General features: G+C 59.6%; 17 protein-coding genes. 14 read left to right on the plus strand and 3 right to left on the minus strand.

What is annotated here, in order from left to right; all coding sequences use genetic code 11:
- Entirely contained in the window at positions 1-1,221 is a 1,221-nt protein-coding gene (gene arsJ / locus AC1ROI_RS13450; protein WP_077748115.1) for an organoarsenical effux MFS transporter ArsJ, read from the plus strand.
- A 268-nt stretch (positions 1,222-1,489) separates the two neighbouring features.
- Here arsJ and AC1ROI_RS13455 read toward each other — a convergent pair whose 3' ends face one another.
- Both AC1ROI_RS13455 and AC1ROI_RS13460 read right to left on the minus strand, forming a co-directional pair.
- Complete coding sequence (locus AC1ROI_RS13455) at positions 1,490-1,732, minus strand: thioredoxin family protein (protein WP_010455847.1); 243 nt, start codon at positions 1,730-1,732, stop codon at positions 1,490-1,492.
- Positions 1,733-1,754: 22 nt separating this feature from the next.
- Complete coding sequence (locus AC1ROI_RS13460) at positions 1,755-3,197, minus strand: permease (protein ID WP_042932728.1); 1,443 nt, start codon at positions 3,195-3,197, stop codon at positions 1,755-1,757.
- A gap of 443 nt (positions 3,198-3,640) precedes the next feature.
- Between AC1ROI_RS13460 and AC1ROI_RS13465 the strand changes: the two genes are divergently transcribed.
- The 9 genes from AC1ROI_RS13465 (at position 3,641) to AC1ROI_RS13505 (ending at position 11,076) form a co-directional block, all read left to right on the plus strand.
- A complete protein-coding gene (locus tag AC1ROI_RS13465) occupies positions 3,641-3,838 on the plus strand; it encodes a hypothetical protein (protein ID WP_010455843.1) in 198 nt (65 codons plus the stop codon).
- Between the two features lie 130 nt (positions 3,839-3,968).
- Entirely contained in the window at positions 3,969-4,421 is a 453-nt protein-coding gene (locus tag AC1ROI_RS13470; protein WP_077748117.1) for a YfjT/YkfB family phage-associated protein, read from the plus strand.
- 261 nt (positions 4,422-4,682) lie between these two features.
- Positions 4,683-5,663 carry a quinone oxidoreductase family protein gene (locus AC1ROI_RS13475; protein WP_010455841.1) on the plus strand — a complete coding sequence of 327 codons (981 nt, stop codon included), beginning with the start codon at positions 4,683-4,685 and terminating at the stop codon, positions 5,661-5,663.
- Between the two features lie 13 nt (positions 5,664-5,676).
- Positions 5,677-6,525, plus strand: a complete 849-nt coding sequence (locus AC1ROI_RS13480; protein WP_102595410.1) for a TauD/TfdA dioxygenase family protein — start codon at positions 5,677-5,679, stop codon at positions 6,523-6,525.
- 87 nt (positions 6,526-6,612) lie between these two features.
- A complete protein-coding gene (locus AC1ROI_RS13485) occupies positions 6,613-7,665 on the plus strand; it encodes a beta-keto acid cleavage family enzyme (protein WP_077748120.1) in 1,053 nt (350 codons plus the stop codon).
- Positions 7,666-7,755: 90 nt separating this feature from the next.
- On the plus strand, positions 7,756-9,084 hold the full coding sequence (locus AC1ROI_RS13490) for an MFS transporter (RefSeq protein WP_077748121.1): 1,329 nt from the start codon (positions 7,756-7,758) through the stop codon (positions 9,082-9,084).
- Positions 9,081-9,746 (plus strand): DsbA family oxidoreductase, encoded by a 666-nt coding sequence (locus AC1ROI_RS13495; protein ID WP_077748122.1) that lies wholly within the window; start codon positions 9,081-9,083, stop codon positions 9,744-9,746. Before AC1ROI_RS13490 ends, AC1ROI_RS13495 begins: the two co-directional genes overlap by 4 nt.
- Positions 9,743-10,069 carry a Rieske (2Fe-2S) protein gene (locus AC1ROI_RS13500; RefSeq protein WP_102595411.1) on the plus strand — a complete coding sequence of 109 codons (327 nt, stop codon included), beginning with the start codon at positions 9,743-9,745 and terminating at the stop codon, positions 10,067-10,069. The genes AC1ROI_RS13495 and AC1ROI_RS13500 overlap by 4 nt, the downstream gene beginning before the upstream one ends.
- Positions 10,066-11,076, plus strand: a complete 1,011-nt coding sequence (locus AC1ROI_RS13505; protein ID WP_083376323.1) for a YeiH family protein — start codon at positions 10,066-10,068, stop codon at positions 11,074-11,076. Before AC1ROI_RS13500 ends, AC1ROI_RS13505 begins: the two co-directional genes overlap by 4 nt.
- 242 nt (positions 11,077-11,318) lie before the next feature.
- Here AC1ROI_RS13505 and AC1ROI_RS13510 read toward each other — a convergent pair whose 3' ends face one another.
- Positions 11,319-12,371, minus strand: coding sequence for an AraC family transcriptional regulator (locus AC1ROI_RS13510; protein WP_010455830.1), 1,053 nt, complete (start codon positions 12,369-12,371; stop codon positions 11,319-11,321).
- 355 nt (positions 12,372-12,726) lie between these two features.
- Here AC1ROI_RS13510 and AC1ROI_RS13515 point away from each other — a divergent pair, with 355 nt between their 5' ends.
- The 4 genes from AC1ROI_RS13515 to AC1ROI_RS13530 all read left to right on the plus strand — a co-directional run bounded on the left by AC1ROI_RS13515 (position 12,727) and on the right by AC1ROI_RS13530 (position 18,046).
- Entirely contained in the window at positions 12,727-13,293 is a 567-nt protein-coding gene (locus AC1ROI_RS13515) for an RBBP9/YdeN family alpha/beta hydrolase (RefSeq protein ID WP_010455828.1), read from the plus strand.
- Between the two features lie 126 nt (positions 13,294-13,419).
- On the plus strand, positions 13,420-15,423 hold the full coding sequence (locus tag AC1ROI_RS13520; protein WP_010455827.1) for a DUF1302 domain-containing protein: 2,004 nt from the start codon (positions 13,420-13,422) through the stop codon (positions 15,421-15,423).
- A 41-nt stretch (positions 15,424-15,464) separates the two neighbouring features.
- The gene (locus AC1ROI_RS13525; RefSeq protein WP_010455826.1) at positions 15,465-16,823 is read left to right on the plus strand and encodes a DUF1329 domain-containing protein; all 1,359 of its coding nucleotides are present in this window, start codon (positions 15,465-15,467) and stop codon (positions 16,821-16,823) included.
- Positions 16,824-16,972: 149 nt separating this feature from the next.
- On the plus strand, positions 16,973-18,046 hold the full coding sequence (locus AC1ROI_RS13530) for a WD40/YVTN/BNR-like repeat-containing protein (protein ID WP_102595412.1): 1,074 nt from the start codon (positions 16,973-16,975) through the stop codon (positions 18,044-18,046).
- The last annotated feature ends 19 nt before the right edge of the window (positions 18,047-18,065 follow it).

Here is an 18,065-nt window from a genome sequence, read left to right on the forward strand (position 1 = left end):
ATGAAAGCGTTGTCAGCCCTCGCTCCGGAAGTGCGGCAGTACTTGCTCGTCACGGGCAACTATTGGGCCTTCACCCTCACCGACGGTGCCTTGCGCATGTTGGTGGTGTTGCACTTTCACGCGTTGGGCTACAGCCCATTGCAAATCGCGGCGTTGTTTCTGTTCTACGAAATCTTTGGCGTGATCACCAACCTGGTGGGTGGCTACCTCGGCGCCCGGCTGGGCCTGAACCGAACCATGAACATCGGCCTGGGTATCCAAGTCGTGGCGCTGTTGATGCTGACGGTTCCTGTCGCTTGGCTAACCATCCCATGGGTGATGGGCGCACAGGCGCTGTCGGGGATTGCCAAAGACCTGAACAAGATGAGTGCCAAAAGCTCCATCAAGCTTCTTGTTCCGGATGGGCAACAGGGAAAGCTCTACCAGTGGGTGGCAATCCTCACCGGCTCGAAGAACGCACTCAAGGGGGTCGGCTTCTTTCTCGGCGGAGCCTTGCTGGCACTGATCGGCTTCAAAGGTGCATTGCTGGCCATGGCGGGTGTTCTGGCGCTGATCTGGATCAGCAGCTTGATACTGCTGAAGAAGGACCTGGGCAAAGCCAAAGCCAAGCCCAAGTTTCGCGACATCCTGTCCAAGAGCCGGGCGATCAATATCCTCTCAGCGGCGCGGATGTTCTTGTTCGGAGCCCGTGATGTCTGGTTTGTGGTGGCCTTGCCGGTGTACCTGAGCAGCGTGTTCGGCTGGGACTTCTGGAAAGTTGGCGGCTTCCTTGCGGCGTGGGTGATCGGCTACGGCATCGTGCAGTCGTTTGCGCCCAACATCACTGGCAAGAAACGCGGCCACGTACCGGATGGTCGTGCGGCATTTCTGTGGGCCCTTGCACTGGCAGGCTTGCCTGCGGCAATTGCTCTCGGGCTTAACACGGCTTTGTCGCAGCAGATGATGCTACTCGGCGGATTGATGGTCTTTGGTGCGCTGTTCGCGGTGAATTCGTCGCTGCACAGCTACTTGATCGTGTCCTATGCCAAGGAAGATGGCGTGTCGCTGGATGTGGGGTTTTATTACATGTCGAATGCGATGGGAAGGCTGATAGGTACAGTACTGTCCGGGTGGGTTTATCAGGTGTATGGGCTGCAAGCGTGCTTGTGGATATCGAGCGCATTCGTTCTGCTCGCAGCACTGATTTCTATCGGGCTGCCAAGGCATGCCGAGGCGATATGAAACTGTCAGGCCGATGAGCCTCTTCGCGCTATGTGCGTTTGGGGGGGTAGAGCCTGAATCAGCAGCTGTCGGAGGTACGCCATGGGCAATTTATCCACATCCCCGCACTGTCTTTCGTGGTGATTGCAGCGTTCGCATTGAGCGCTTGTGATAAAGGCGAGACACCCTCCAAGCGTCCGTCCGGTATGGACAAGACGATTGAAGGGACATGATTTACAGGTGAGTGGCGCAATAACCAGGGGGATGAGGGATATCCTCCTTCAGCGCATCATTGCGCAGTCGAAATCCAGCCCTGGATATCCGCAACAGTCGGAATCTTCCCGCTGCTTACAACCTTCTCGTTGATCACCAGAGCCGGCGTGGCGAGGATGTCATAAGTCATCATCTTGCCCATGTCGGTGATCTTTTCGAATTCGGCCTGGATATTTAGATTCTGCGTGGCTTGACGGGCTACAGCCTCAAGCTTCTTGCAGTTGGCGCACCCTGAACCGAGGATTTTGATGTTCAGCATTGGAAGCTCCTTAGTGTGTAAGTCAGCTTGCTGTTTGTTTACGCTGATAACGTATCAACTGGTAAATTGCAGCGGTTATGGCCAGTGAGGCCGCCATTCCTGCACCAAGGGTAAGCCAGCCGGTGCCGTCGACCCAGGCACCAAATAGCAGGCCTGCCACGATGCTGAACGAAGCGACTAACCCAACATAGGCTGCGGTCTTCTTGCGACCAATCACCGCCGCCACCATGAGCATGCTCTGCAAGCTAAGTTCAGGATCCGCCATCAAGTAGGCCAAGAGCGGACCAGGATGCATGCCGAGATCAAGGAACATGCGGGCGACGGGCACTTCTACCAGGGTTGGGAAGTACATGAACACGCCGAACCCTACCGCTATGGCATTGGCGATCACTGTGTTGCTGCCTGCAAGGCTTTCAATCCACTCGGGTTGAATCACCTGGCGAACCATGCCGACAATGAATACACCCACCACCAGCACAACAAATATCTGCTTGACGAAGCGCCAGGCTTCCCATAGCCAGCCTTGCCAGTCTTCGGCTGGCAGTTTTCGGGCAAAGTACCCAACAGACAGCATGGTCAATGCGACACCGAATACACGACCCGTGAAGGTAAAGGCTAATGTGCCAGGTTCTGGCGTCAGTCGCATTGACGCGATCAGCAAGGTACTAGCGGTCAGACCCAGCGCAACCCATGTCCAGTTGTTGGCACCTTCAGTGATGTTATCCAGACCACGTTTGGCCGTGGCGGCAATCATCAGGAGTAGGGCGATGAGAACAGACCCTTGGAAGCTCACGCCTTCTTCTCCTTTACTGGCGTCGTATGGAACCCAGTCAAACAAGGTGTCCTGCCACGCCTGGGGCCAGAAAAGCGGGACTTTGAAACTGATCAGATCTGCGGTCAGGGGCCACAGTTTCAAGGTGCCCGCAATCAGCAAGGCCACCAAAGATAGCAGTACGCCCAGTGCAGGCCCGGAAACGCTGGCCTTCTCTGCGAACAGGGCATCCGCCTGTGCGTCGTGGGTCAGGTCGTCTTTCCAGAATAGGGTAGCCATCAGCAAGCCAATACCGATGCCGAAGATCAGGCAGAGGATCAGACGGGCGATTGCAAACTCCGCTCCCAGAATATTGCCGGTATAGGCCAAGGCCATGATGTTTCCTGCGGGAGCAAAAAACAGGAAGGTGATCGCCGGGCCGATACCTGCTCCTTTGCGGTAAACGCCCGCGAACAAAGGAACAATTGTGCATGAGCAGACGGCAATCAGTGACCCGGCTAGTGCCGCCGCAGGGTAGGAAACGTAAACAGGTGCATGTCGACCTAGCCAGTGAGTGATGCTGGCTTTAGGAATAAGTGCTGTCATGGCCCCGGCGATAAAAAACGCCGGCAACAGGCAAAGAAGGACGTGGGCTGCCAAGTAGGAAGCCAGACTGCCGGCTCCGCCATTGAATAGCTTCAGTACGAGGTCCATGGAGAGCCCTCAATCCTTAGCGTTAAGGTCAGGTTTTATGGTATCCGCTGTGCGTTGACCGGGTTTGACTTCGATCAGTTGCACGCAGAAAAATTTTTCAAGGATGTGGTGCTGAAAGACCGATTCAGGGGCGCCTCCAGGGTGGCTATCTCGATCAACCGGAAACGCTGCGCATAGCCTCCGAAATGGGAGTCAGGGCCCACCGTTCAACGGTTAACCTCAACGCTTGTCATGAAACGCGTTGTGCAAGGTCGACCTCTGCCTCTATAGCGTGAGACGCAGGTGAAAAGGTCGGGTTATGACTTTTCGGGCTTGTTATGCCGGCGGTCTGCTTTTGTATCCGAGTTCACACTGCCGTTCGTCCAGTGCCCGGCACTAGCAAGGCTTGGCTTCTCTCTGATGTTCATGCACCGACATCCCGTGCATCAGAACGGAGAGCCAGCATGGACATTGATGAAAATGCCCCAGGAAACAAATCCCAACAGGGCGTCACGGGCGGGACTGATAACGAAACAGGCCATGATCCAAAGGAGAATGAACCTGAGGTTCCGCTGCCAGGGGGCGACGAGGCGCCTGTCGATGAAGAAATGGCCGATGTGGATGCCAATAATTCAGTATCGAGCGAGCATCCCAAGCCTTAAGTCGATTGAAAGTTGATAAGCCCGGCCACTGCGTCGGGCTTTTTGGTTTGTGTAATTCAGTTTTATCCAGATATCCGTGTACCATCGCTTTGGCATTATTTGGCCATCATGGCGTGATAGGGATATGGATATGAACAAAGCTGCATTTGCGATTGTGCTTTCTATGGCGTGCGCTTCAGCGACAGCCGCGACCAACGAGTGGCAATCTGGCTGGGGCCAAGGGAAGACTGAGTTTTTTGCCGGCGATGAAGCTAAGAGTTATCTGAACTTCGCCTGTGACGAAAATGACGAGATGAGTCCGGTAAGTGGTTCGGCCACTATTTCGGGCAAGCCGTTCTACTCGCACAACGATAAAGGCGGTTTCGACGTCATCGTTGACGGCGTCGAGTACAGCAATCCGTTTTACGTTGAGTGCAACGCCTGTTCCAGTAACTTTCCTGCGTTCTGGGCTGCAATGCGCAAGGCAAAAACGATTGAATTGAGGGCTGAAGGCTTGACTAGTTCAATCCCGGCCAAAGGATTCAGCAAATTGACCAAGCCTTATGCTTCAAAAGAAAATCCTTGTGGCACGGGTACCTGGTAAGTCACCTGCTGTTTGCGAACCCCGCCAGAGTGCGGGGTTTTTTGTGTCCGGGTTTTGAGTGTGAGAGCCCATACAGCCGGCCGTGGCGCGTCAATTGAATTGCGCTATGGCGCTGACCGGGTTTGCGAAGAAGGGCGCGCCAGGGGCCAATTGTCATGAAATGAAAAGCCATTGTCGTCTGATGAAAAGCAGCTGGCCAGGCGGCGTCCTACAGTCCAATCAGCGTAAATCGACGCTGCACAGACTGGAGAATAAGAAAAAATGGCCAAAGCCGTACGCTTCTACGAAACCGGTGGTCCCGACGTTCTTTGTTATGAAGAGGTCGATGTCGGCGAACCCGGTCCGGGCCAGGTCCGTCTTCGTCATGTGGCGGTCGGCCTGAACTATGCCGACACCTATTTTCGTAATGGCACTTACCCGATCCCGATGCCCAACGGCATGGGGGTTGAAGCGTCCGGTGTGGTCCAGGCCATCGGCGAGGGTGTGACTAACGTTCAGGTGGGGGATCGCGTCACCTACACCGGATTTCTCAATACCTTGGGCGCCTACAGTACCGAACGACTGATTGCTGCCGCGCCGCTGATCAAGCTGCCGGAAACCATCAGTTTCGAGACGGCCGCCGCCATGACCATGCGTGGCCTGACGTCGTCGTACCTGATGCGGCGCATTTATGATTTCAAGGCCGGCGACAGCATTCTGCTGCACGCCGCTGCCGGTGGCGTGGGGCTGATCGTTTCACAGTGGGCCAAGCTGCTCGGCCTGACCGTCATCGGCACTGTGTCCACCGAGGTCAAGGGTGAAATTGCCCTGGCCCATGGCTGCGACCATGTCATCAATTACAGCCACGAAAATGTCGCCCAGCGCGTGCGCGAGCTGACTGCCGGCGTGGGAGTCAACGTGGTGTTCGACAGCGTTGGCAAAAACACCTTCATGGGATCACTGGATTCGCTCAAGCGTCGGGGCCTGATGGTCTGCGTTGGCACCGCATCCGGTCCGATTCCGGCTTTCGACCCGGTGATGCTGGCGATGAAGGGCTCACTGTTCCTGACCCGTCCGGCGCTGGCCGACTACATCGCCGATCCGGCAGAGAAAGCTGCCCTGGCCGGCGAGCTGTTCGACCATGTCGGCAGTGGTCGGATCAAGATCGAGATCAACCAGCATTATGCGTTGGAGGACGCCGTACAGGCCCATCGCGACCTTGAGTCACGCAAAACGACGGGCTCGTCGATTTTCGTCATCTAAGGAGCGATCTGCCATGAAAGTCGAACAATTGACCTGCAGCATTGGCGCCGAACTGATCGGCGTCAATCTTGCCGACGCGGTCCATGACGACGGTCTTTTTTGCGAGATTCGTGCTCAGTTGCTCAAGCATCGGGTGGTGTTCCTGCGCGATCAGGACATCACTCGCGCCGAGCACGTGGCCTTCGCCCGCCGCTTCGGTGAGTTGGAGGACCATCCGGTGGCCGGCAGCGATCCGGATTATCCCGGGCTGGTGCGCATCTACAAGAATCCGGACCAGCCGATGGACCGCTACGAAAACGCCTGGCACACCGACGCGACCTGGCGCGAGGCGCCGCCGATGGGCTGCGTGTTGCGCTGCGTAGAGTGCCCGCCGGTGGGCGGCGACACCATGTGGGCCAACATGGTCGAGGCTTACGCGCGTTTGCCGGAGGACGTGAAGGTGAAAATTGCCGACCTGCGCGCCCGCCACAGCATCGAAGCGAGTTTCGGTGCTGCCATGCCAATCGAAAAGCGTCTGGCGCTCAAGGCGATGTATCCCGATGCCGAACACCCGGTGGTTCGCACCCACCCGGAAACCGGGGAAAAGGTGCTGTTCGTCAACGCCTTCACGACGCACTTGAGCAACTACCACACCCCCGAGCGGGTGCGCTTCGGCCAGGACGCCAACCCTGGCGCGAGCGAGTTGCTGCGCTACCTGATCAGCCAGGCCTACATCCCCGAGTATCAGGTGCGCTGGCGCTGGAAGCCCAACAGCATCGCCATCTGGGACAACCGCAGCACCCAGCACTACGCCGTCATGGATTATCCGCCGTGCCATCGCAAGATGGAGCGTGCCGGAATCATCGGCGACAAGACCTACTGATCAACCCCTTCTGCATTCGCACTCGTAAACGCGTCTGCCCGGCATGATCCCGGGTGGGCGCGACAATCATAAGAACAGGAGTAACTCATGCAATTTTTTGACGATTCCCTGCACCCGGAAAACATGGAAAAGGTGGTCATCACCGTGGCCCCGTACGGCCCGGAATGGATGCCGGAAGACTTCCCCGAAGACATCCCGCTGACCATGGATGAACAGGTGCAAAAAGCGGTCGAATGTTATGAGGCCGGGGCCACCGTCTTGCACTTGCACGTGCGCGAGCTGGACGGCAAGGGTTCCAAGCGCCTGTCCAAATTCAACGAATTGATCGCCGGTGTGCGTGAAGCCGTGCCGGACATGATCATCCAGGTCGGTGGTTCGATTTCCTTCGCGCCGGAAAGCGATGGCGAAGCCGCCAAGTGGCTGTCTGACGATACGCGACACATGCTGGCCGAGCTGACGCCAAAACCGGATCAGGTCACGGTGGCTATCAACACCACCCAGATGAACATCATGGAGCTGCTGTATCCGCAATACCTGGAAGGCACGTCCCTGGCCAATCCCCTGTTTCAGGCCGCCTACAGCGAAATGACCGTTCCGGCAGGTCCGGCCTGGGTCGCCGAACACCTCAAGCGTCTGATGGACAACGGCATCCAGCCGCACTTCCAGCTGACCGGCATGCACGCGATGGAAACCCTCGAGCGTCTGGTGCGCAGGGGCGTCTACAAGGGCCCGTTGAACCTGACCTGGATCGGCATTGGCGGCGGTTTCGATGGCCCCAATCCGTTCAACTTCTTCAACTTCATCCACCGCGCGCCGGACGGTTGCACCCTGACCTCCGAGTCGCTGCTCAAGAACGTCATGCCGTTCAACACCATGTCGATGGCCATGGGTCTGCACCCGCGAGTGGGCAATGAAGACACTATCATTGATCACAAGGGCGATCGTTTCGGCTCAGTTGCGCAGATCAGGCAGACCGTGCGTATCGCCCATGAACTGGGTCGCGAAATCGCCACCGGCAAAGAAGCCCGTGAGATCTACCGCATCGGCGTGCAGTACCAGAGCATCGAAGAAACGCTGTTGGCCAACGGCATGGCCCCCAACCGCAAGGCTGGGCAGAAAGGTGTGCCGCAACGCGGCTGATCGGCAGACGCAGCGGGCGGTCAGGCCTCCCGCTCGCTGCACTGCAACACGCTTGATAACAACAATAAAACAAAGCTTTGAGGAGGCTGCATGGCCTTTCACCCAATCGCCGCAGACGATGACGACAGTGCTGTCGGTGTTGCGCGACCGTATGCCTGGATCGTCTTCGCACTGACGTTCGGGCTGTTGATATCCGATTACATGTCGCGCCAGGTCTTGAACGCGGTGTTCCCGATGCTCAAGGGCGAATGGGCTCTGAGCGACGGCCAGCTTGGCTTGCTCAGTGGCATTGTCGCGCTGATGGTGGGGCTGCTGACATTTCCCCTGTCATTGCTGGCAGATCGCTTTGGCCGGGTCAAGAGCCTGGCGCTGATGGCCTTGCTGTGGAGTCTGGCGACGCTGGGTTGCGCCGTGGCGCAGGACTATCAGCAGATGTTCATTGCACGATTCATGGTCGGCGTTGGCGAAGCGGCGTACGGCAGCGTCGGCATAGCAGTCGTCATTTCGGTGTTTCCCAAGCACCTGCGTGCAACGCTGGCCAGTGCCTTCATGGCGGGCGGCATGTTCGGTTCGGTATTAGGGATGGCGCTGGGCGGTGCAATCGCCGCCAAACTTGGCTGGCGCTGGTCGTTTGCCGGCATGGCGTTGTTCGGTCTGCTGCTGGCCGTGCTTTACCCGGTCATCGTCAAGGAGGCGCGCATTGCGCCGCAACGTGCCGCCCAGGCGGCGAACAAGGCGGTGGCAGCGGTCAAGCGTCCGTTGCGTACGCTGTTTTCCAGCCGTTCGGTGATCGCTGCCTACATCGGCAGTGGCTTGCAACTGTTCGTCGGCGGCACGGTGATTGTGTGGATGCCCAGTTACCTCAATCGCTATTACGACATGGCCACGGACAAGGCGGGCGGCGTCGCGGCCATTATCGTGCTGTGCAGCGGGGCCGGGATGATCCTGTGCGGCATGCTCAGCGATCGACTGTCGCGCCATTCGCCGGAACGCAAAGTCACTTTGGCCATCGCCTATTGCCTGGGCAGTTGCCTGCTGTTGTCGGCGGCATTTGCCCTGCCGGCAGGGCCTGTGCAGCTGGCGCTGATCTGCCTGGGCATGTTGATTGCCGCCGGCACGACTGGCCCTTGCGGAGCGATGGTTGCCAACCTGACCCATTACTCGGTCCATGGCACGGCCTTCGCCACGCTGACCCTGGCCAACAACATGCTGGGGCTGGCGCCTGGGCCGTTCATTACCGGCAGGGTCTCCGACCTCATTGGCTTGCAGGCTGCCTTTCAATGGGTGCCGCTGGTCAGCATCGCGGCTGCGGCCGTGTTCTTTTATGCCAAGTGTCATTACCACAAGGACATTGCCCGGCTTAAGGGCGAGCAAGTCCACGATTCGGTTAGCAAAGCAGTGTTAGAGGTGAAGTTGTGAGTAGTCGTCGTTTACGTATTGATGTGTTCTTCGATTTCATCTGCCCCTGGTGCCTGATCGGCAAACGCCAATTGGAGCATGCGCAAGTACAGTTTCGCAGTCGTCACCCGGATGTGCAGGTCACCACGGTGTGGCATGGCGTGCAGTTGCTGCCTCAGTTGCCGGTACAAGGGGAGCCCTTCGCCGATTTCTACCGCAAACGCCTGGGCAATGCCGAGGCTATGACCATGCGCCAGGCCCAGGTACAGCAGGCTGCGGCGGCGGTTGGGCTGACCATCGACTTCAGCCGCATCGAGACAATGCCCAACACCGCAGACGCGCACCGTTTGTTCGAACGCGTCAGCGTACTGGGCAATGCTACTCAGCGTGAAATGTTGCTCGAACGGCTGTTCGCCGCTTATTTCCGCAAACGCGAAAACCTGGGGTGCCGCGAGACCTTGCTCGCCATCGCCCGCTCCTGCGGCGTTGATGCGCAGGTGGTGCTCGATTGCCTGAAGGGCGACGCCACGCCATTTGACGGCTTTCCCGGCGCGACCAGTGGGGTGCCGGGCTTTCAGTTCGACCGTCGCATGACGATGGTCGGTGCACAACCTGCTCAGGCGCTGCTCGGGGCCATGAACCAGGCACTGAAAGAAAGTGATCACGAGCGGCAACCTGCATGAACCGACGTATCCCCGTGCCTGCCGGAAAGCTCCCGCAGGCGGGCGGTCGTGCACTGTTCGAATTCGATGACAAAAGCCTGGCGTTATTCAACGTCAAAGGTGACGTATTCGCCGTCGACGACAGTTGCCCCCATCAAGGCGCCTCGCTGTGTGGCGGGCGCCTTGAGGGGTGGGTAATTCAGTGCTGCGCCCATGGCCTGCGCTTCGATTTGCGCAGCGGTTACTTGCTCAATTCCACAGCAGTCAAAGTTGCCAACTACCCGGTTGAGATCATCGACGGCCAGGCTTTCATCGTTATCGTTCCCGAGGAGGCCGCGCCATGAGCGCCATCGCTCTCACCCGTATCCACAGCCGAACGCGCGAACTGGCGCCGGGCTTTATCGTCAGTCTGATCGTTGCAGCGGCTGCGTCCTTTTTGTCCGAGCACTACGGCGCGCCGGTGATGCTGTTCGCTTTGTTGCTGGGCATGGCGCTGAACTTCCTGGCCGGTGACGGTGTTTGCAAGCCGGGCATCGAGTTCACCGCACGCACCGTGTTGCGCATTGGTGTGGCGCTGCTGGGCATGCGCATCACCCTCGAACAGATGGCAGCGCTGGGCTGGAAGCCTGTGGCGCTGGTGGTGATCCTGGTGGTGGTGACCATCGGCGTTTCAGTGATCGCAGCCAAGGCGCTGGGCTTTCAGCGTTTGTTCGGCATGCTCACCGGCGGCGCCACTGCAATTTGTGGGGCATCGGCCGCGTTGGCGCTGGCGGCGGCATTGCCCAATCATCCGCAGAAAGAACGCGCGACTTTATTCACGGTGATCGGGGTGTCGGCGCTGTCGACCCTGGCGATGATCGTGTATCCGATGATTGCCAACTGGCTGTCGTTGTCGCCACAAGTGGCGGGCGTGTTTCTGGGGGCGACCATTCACGATGTCGCCCAGGTCGTCGGTGCCGGTTACAGCATGTCGACCGAGACCGGCGATACGGCCACGGTGGTCAAGTTGATGCGGGTTGCCATGTTGCTGCCGGTGATCGTGTGTGCCGCCATGATCACCCGCATGCAGGGCGCCGACCCGACCGGCAAACGACCTCCGCTGCTACCTTGGTTCGCCGTCGGGTTTCTGTTGTTGGCCTGTATCAACAGCACCGGCTGGGTGGCCCCGGTGGTGCAAGGGTCGGTCAACGAGTTGTCGCGCTGGTGCCTGGTGGTTTCCATCAGCGCCCTGGGTATGAAAACCCAACTCAAGGAGCTGGCGGCGGTGGGCATCAAGCCGATTTTGTTGATGGTGGGGGAGACGGTGTTCCTCGTCGTGCTGGTGCTGTTGTTGCTGCGTTGGGGAATGTAGGTACACAAACTTGTGGCGAGGGAGCTTGCTCCCGCTGGGGAGCGAAGCGCCCCACAAAGACCACCGCGCTTTTTCAGAAACTACTCGGCGTCTTTTTTGGGGCCGCTGCGCACCCCAGCGGGAGCAAGCTCCCTCGCCACAGGACTCCTCGGCCGGTGTCACAGACACCGGTTCTTTTGCGGCGACTGTACCAGCAGTCGCCGCTTTTTTTTTTGCAAAACGCCGGGTCTGTTGCGTTCGGTTCAGGGTTCGCTGGAGCCGGGCCGGGTGGTCAGCTCCGGCGGTGCTTTGACGGTGTGCTTTTGCGCACTGCGCCATGCCGCGGGCGGCATGCCGAACTGGGTGATGAACCAGCGTGTAAAGGAACTCGCCATCGAATAGCCGAGCATGTCGGCAATGCGCCCCAACGAGTAATTCGGGTTTTCCAGGTAGCGCAACACCAGGTCGCGGCGCACGTCGTTGATCAGGTCGTTGAAGGCGCAGCCGTCGTCTTTGAGGCGGCGCTGCAGGGTCCGAACGTTCATGCCCTGGGTCTGGGCGATCTGCTCGATGGTGGCGCGCCCCATCGGCAACAACAGGTAGATGGCTTTGCGCACCTCGAACAGCATCGAAGGGCCTTCGTGGCTGAGCAGCGAGTCAAGGTAACTCTGGGCGTAGCGCGCCATGGCCGGGTCGGCATGGGGGTTGGTCATGTCGAGGCTGGCATTGGGGCAGACGATGCCATTGAACTCGCTGCCGAACTCCAGTTTGCAGCCGAACAGGCGGCGATGCAGTTGCAGGTTGTCGGGAGGCTGGTGCGTGAAGTTGACGCTGTAGGGATGCCAGTGTGCACCGAGCAGGGCGGCGCACAGGCGGAACATCACCCCGATGGCCAGTTCATTGGCTTGTCGGCAGGGCATCGGCGATTCGGTGACGACCTCTTCGCGAATGATCACCATCTTGCCTGCCTCCTCGATGAAGAGGGCCAGCGAATCGTTCATCAGATGACGGTAGTGCACCAACACTTGCAACGCATCACGCAGCGTTCGCTGATGAGAGAGCAACAGGCTGACCACGCCGAAGTCCGAGAGCTGGCGCGACTCGGCCATGCTCAAGCCGAAGCTCTGGCAGCCGCTGGCGGCGGCTGAATCCTCCAGCAACCGCACGGCGGCGTCGATGGGGATGCGATGTTCAGGAGCTTGCAATATGGCTTTACTCAAACCGACGCCGGCCAGTACGTCTCGGGGGTTGAACCCCAGGTACTGGGTGACCTCCAGGTAGTTGGTCAAGACGGCGGCGCGAACAAGCTTGGGCATGCGAAGGTCTTTCCTGGGCCGGTTGCGATTCAAATGAGCGTGGCGACTATATCCAGCACTTCAGCAATTGAACAGTTGTGACAACGTCGAGGGCGCTCGCCCGGTGCTGGCCGGAATCACATCGTTGCAGTGTAAAAATCGACACGCACCCATTGATTACAGTGAGCTGGAGAGAAGCTGCGGGGATATTCGACCAATGGTCGCTGCGCGACAACACGCGGAATTTTGTCATGAAAAGAAAAGTGCCTGACGTCCAATGAAAAGCGCCTCGGTCGGGCGCTCTTTAATGTCACTCCTACAAAAAGCCCCTGGCCAATAGAGCCAGTCGAGTCATCGAGAAAGCGAAGGTGTTGACGTGGACAAACTGCAAACTGCCGCAACCGTTGTGATCGTACCGGGTCTGCGTGAGCACGTTGCCGAGCATTGGCAAACGTTGCTTGAATCCAGGCTGTGCAAGGTGCGCAGTGTGCCGCCGCTTGAAACCGACAAGCTTGATTGCAGCAAGCGGGTCGAAGCCATTCAGCACACACTTGCGCAGATCGACGGGCCGGTGATTCTGGTCGCTCACAGCGCCGGCGTGCTGATGGTTGCGCACTGGGCTGCGCGTCACAGTCGTCCGATCAAGGGCGCGCTGCTGGCCGCTCCGCCGGACCTTGATGCCCAATGGCCGCAGGGCTACCCCTGCGCTGAAACCCTGCGTACCCAGGGTTGGGACCCTCTACCCAAAGGCCGGTTGCCGTTCCGCAGTCTGCTGGCCGCCAGTACCAACGACCACCTCGCCAGTCTGGACGCCGCCACGCGCATGGCCGAAGGCTGGGGCAGCGAGCTGCTCAATCTCGGCGAAGTCGGTCATCTCAATCCTGCCGCCGGGTATGGGCGCTGGCCACAAGCCGAAGCTCTCATCCTCGAACTGGACCGCTGATTCAGGCGCCGGTTGGCCCGCGCCATCCGGCATTGCCCTCACTCCTGAAAACGTAAACCCCTGGAACAAGGGGTTGCGCGAGGGCGGCTGCGCTTAAAACAAATACAAAAAGGCGGAGACAACGCAATGCACAACAATAAGAGTCACGGGTTCGCACCCTCGCGTTACACCTTGTTGGCCTCGGCCATTCTGGCCGCAGGCGTGCCGGTCGCGCAGGCGATCGAGCTCGACACCGGGAACCCGGACTGGACCGTGCGTTTTGATAACACTGTGAAGTACAACTACGGCGTACGCACCGAAAGCGCCGACAAGCGCATGCTGGCAACGCCGAACAACAACGACGGCGACTACAACTTCCGCAAGGCCGGGACCAACATCACCCACCGTGTCGACCTGTTGACCGAGATGGATGTGGTCTACCAGAACCACATGGGTTTCCGTGTGAGCGCTGCCAGTTGGTACGACAAGGCCTACGAGAACACCGGTTCCAATTCCAATCCGTTCGTCAACGGCAACGACGCAAGGTCGGGGCTGGTCGCCAACGACCCACGTCTGGCCGCGGTCACCCGTGACAACGTCGGCAATGGCAGCCCGCACCTGAGCAACTACGCCCAGCGTTATTACACCGGTCCTTCCGGCGAAATCCTCGACGCCTTCGTGTTCTACAGCACCGAAGTGGGCGAGGAGTCGCTGTTAAGCGTCAAGGCCGGTCAGCATAACGTGTTCTGGGGCGAGACTATTCTCAACCCGGTGCACTCGAACAGTTACGGCCAATCGGGCCTGGACCTGGCCAAACTGGCTGCCTCGCCCGGTACCGAAGCCAAGGAACTGTTCGTTCCGCGTAACCAGTTGTCGATGTCGTTCACCGTCAATCCCGAGTTGACCGTAGGCGCTCAGTATTTCCTGGATTGGGACGCCGCGCGCCTGCCGGAAGCCGGAACTTATTACGGCGGTTCCGACTTGGTCGGTTTCGGTGCGCAATCCTTCCTGCTGGGCAACACCAATGGCGTGGTGCCGGGCAGTCCGCTGGGGTGTGGTCTGGCACCCTGCAACGGTTTGACCAATGTGCGTCGCGGTCACGACCTGACGCCGGACAAGCGCGGAGACTGGGGGATTATGGCCAAGTGGTCGCCAGCCTGGCTGGACGGGACCCTCGGCGTTTACTACCGCGAAACCTCGGAAATCCTGCCGCAGGCCTGGCTGGATGCCAGAGGCCTGAGTTCGGCCAATCCCAACGGCACCCGGCCGGCAGGGCAAGTGCCTGCGGTGGTCAACACCCTCAACTCGCTGAGCACCGCCACCTATCAAATGGCCTATGCCGACAACATCAAGATCGTTGGCCTGAGCCTGTCCAAGGACGTGGGCGGGATCAGCGTCGGTTCGGACCTGAACATTCGTCACAATATGCCGTTGGCCAGTATTCCGGCGGTTGTCAGCACTAACAGTCCGCTGGGCCTGGGCGCAGGTCTTGGCCTGTTGCCTGCGCGCACGGCTGCCACCGGTGTGGTTTATGACACCCCGCAGAAGGGCGACAGCATGGCCGCCACCGGCGACACCTTGCACTGGACGCTCAACGGCCTGATGACCATTGCTAAAACGCCTGTGTTCGATTCGGCCACTCTGCTGGGCGAGCTGTATTACAGCAACCTGCTCAAGCTCGATAGCAACAACGAAGCGCTCTACAAGGGCAAGGACACCTATCGCGGTATCGACCAGCCGACCCGGGACAACTGGGGCATCGCGGTCAACTTCACCCCGACCTGGTACCAGGTGTTTCCCGGCGTCGACCTCAACGCACCGATGTCCATCAACGTCGGTCTCGATGGTGTTTCACCGGTCTCCGGTGGCGGCGCCAAAGACACCGGTAACTACGCCATCGGCCTCGGGGCCGTTGTGTACAACAAATACTTTGTCGACCTGAAGTACGTGGACTCATTCGGCAAGGCCGACAAGTGCAACGTCAGCGGCGTGAGTACCGGCCCGACCGGAGGCGACGGCGCTGCGCCGAATGCCTTTAGCGGTAACGAAAACTACGCCTGTTACGCCGGTGGCTACTCCGCCTTCTCCGGTGGCGGGGCCACGACTGAGGACCGTGGCGCCGTTTACCTGACGATGAAAACCACTTTTTGATTCACCACTGATTTGCTCAATGCAAGCAGGAGAATAACAAGATGACATTCGCAAAAACCGTGTTGGCCGCTTCGCTGGCCATGGTCCTTGCCGCTCAGGCACAGGCCGCTGTTTCAACTCAGGACGCTGCCCGGTTGGGCACCAGCCTGACCCTGGTGGGCGCTGAAAAAGCCGGGAACGCTGATGGTTCCATCCCCGCCTACAACGGTGGCCTGACCACGCCGCCGGCCAGCTTCAAATCCGGTGACAGCATGCGTCCGGATCCGTTTGCCAGTGAAAAACCGTTGCTGCAGATCGACGGCAAAAACGTCGAGCAGTACAAGGGCATGCTCAGCGCTACCACTGTTGAACTGGCCAAGCGTTTCCCGACTTTCCGTGTCGATGTGTTCCCGACCCACCGCACCGTTTCGCTGCCCCAGGCCATTCTGGATAACGGCGTGAAAAACGCCAGCGGCGCCAAATCCCTCGAAAACGGGCTGGCCATCGACAACGTACTGCCGGGCGTGCCGTTCCCGATCCCGCAGTCGGGCAACGAAGCGATGTGGAACTTCCTGCTGCGATATCAGGGCGTGAGCATCAGCTCCAAGTACGACTCCTGGAACGTCGATTCCGCTGGGGTGCCAAGCCTGGCGACCACTGGGCAGGCGTTCATTTCCTACCCGATCTACGAAAACCTCGCGCAGCCGATCAGCAGCGCCGACGTGTATTACCAGATGAAGCTGTCCTACACCGGCCCTGCGCGCCGGGCCGGCGAAGCGGTGATGCTCAAGGACGCCGCCAACCCGCTGCAACAACCGCGCCGTGCCTGGCAGTACCTGCCGGGCCAGCGTCGGGTCAAGCTGGCACCGAACCTGGCCTACGACACGCCTAACCCTGGCACCGCTGGCGCGGGCACTTACGACGATGTCTTCGTGTTCAACGGTGCGCTGGATCGCTACGACTGGAAGCTGGTGGGCAAACAGGAAATGATCGTGCCCTACAACACTTACAAGCTGACCTACGCCCAGGATCCCAAATCGCTGACCACGGCCAATCACCTGGCACCCGACTATGTGCGTTGGGAAAAACACCGCGTCTGGGTGGTGGAAGGCAACCTCAAGTCCGGCGCCCGACACATCTATCAGAAGCGTCGCTTCTACCTCGATGAAGACAGCTGGACCGCGCTGGCCTCTGATCAATACGACGCACGTGGTCAGTTGTACCGTGGCTCCTTCGCGTTCCTCAGCCAGAGCTACGACAAGCAGATCCCGGATTCCACGCCCTTCATGATCTACGACCTGGTGGGTGGTTCCTACAACATCAACGGTGTGGTCGGGCCTTATGGCGGCATCAAGTACACCGATCCGCTTTCCAAGGCGCAATGGTCGTCGGAGTCTCTGGCAGGTAGCGGGATTCGTTAAGCAAACCGTGACAAGCGTCCATTCGGTCCGCTGCCTGCAAGGCAGGGGATCGCGCGACGGTCGGCGCATACCGACCGTTTCGGACGCCAGGTTGGAACGTCAGGCACACGGACGTGTGTCCCGGCGCAGTTTTCCGAAGAGGACGCGGTATGTGTTCGTACAAAAGTTACCTGCAGCTGGCGCTCGGCGCTCTGCTTGCAATGTTGCAGGGCCTGAGCCAGGCGTCCGCTTATGTCGACGTGCTGGATCTGCCGGCCAGGGTCAGCGCCTTGGCCGTCAACAGCCCGTTATCCGACATGGCCCGCGCGGGCGACCGCTTGGTCGCCGTCGGCCAGCGTGGCCACATTCTGTATTCCGATGATTCCGGCCAGCACTGGCAGCAGGCCGCTGTGCCGGTCAGTGCCGACCTCAATGCCGTGAGTTTTCCTTCCGCCACTCAGGGCTGGGCGGTGGGCGGCGACGGCGTGGTGTTGCACAGCAGTGACGCGGGTGCAACCTGGAGCAAGCAACTCGACGGCCGCGAGATCGGTGCCTTGCTGGTCAAGCATTACCAGGCGATGGCCCGTGCCGAACCTGGCAATGAACAATGGCCGCTGCGGGTCGCCGAAGGTCAGCGGCTGGAGGCGCAGGGTGCCGACAAACCCTTGCTCGATGTCTGGTTCGCCAACGACCGCCTCGGCTATGTGGTCGGGGTGTTCAACCTGATCCTGCGCACCGAGGATGGCGGCCAGAGCTGGACGCCGTTCCAGGATCGCACCGACAACCCGCAGGGCTTTCACCTCAACGCCATCGCCGCCACCGGCGATGCGCTTTACATCGTCGGCGAGCAGGGCCTGTTGCTGAAGTGGGATGACGCCCAGCAGCGATTCGCCGCCCTGCAAACACCTTATCAGGGCAGCTTTTTCGGCGTCGTCGGCAAACCCGGCGAAGTGCTCGTCTACGGCTTGCGCGGCAATGTGCTGCGCAGCACCGATGCAGGCCTGAGTTGGACCTCGCTGGACACTGGCCTGCACGTCAGCATCACCGCCGGCCTCGTCGATGCCCATGGTGATTACCGCTTGTTTACCCAGGGCGGGCAGATGCTGGCGAGCCAGGGCACCGGTGCGCAACAGCGCTGGGTGCAGCAAGCCCAGCCGGTGCCAGTGACGGGCGTCACGCGCGCCATCACCGATGCGCTGGTGGTGGTCGGCAGCCGTGGTGCGCGGACGCTGTCCGTTGAATAAGTCCTCGAACCCTTAAAGC

The sequence above is a fragment of the Pseudomonas sp. GW823-FHT02C02 genome, from assembly GCF_058797635.1.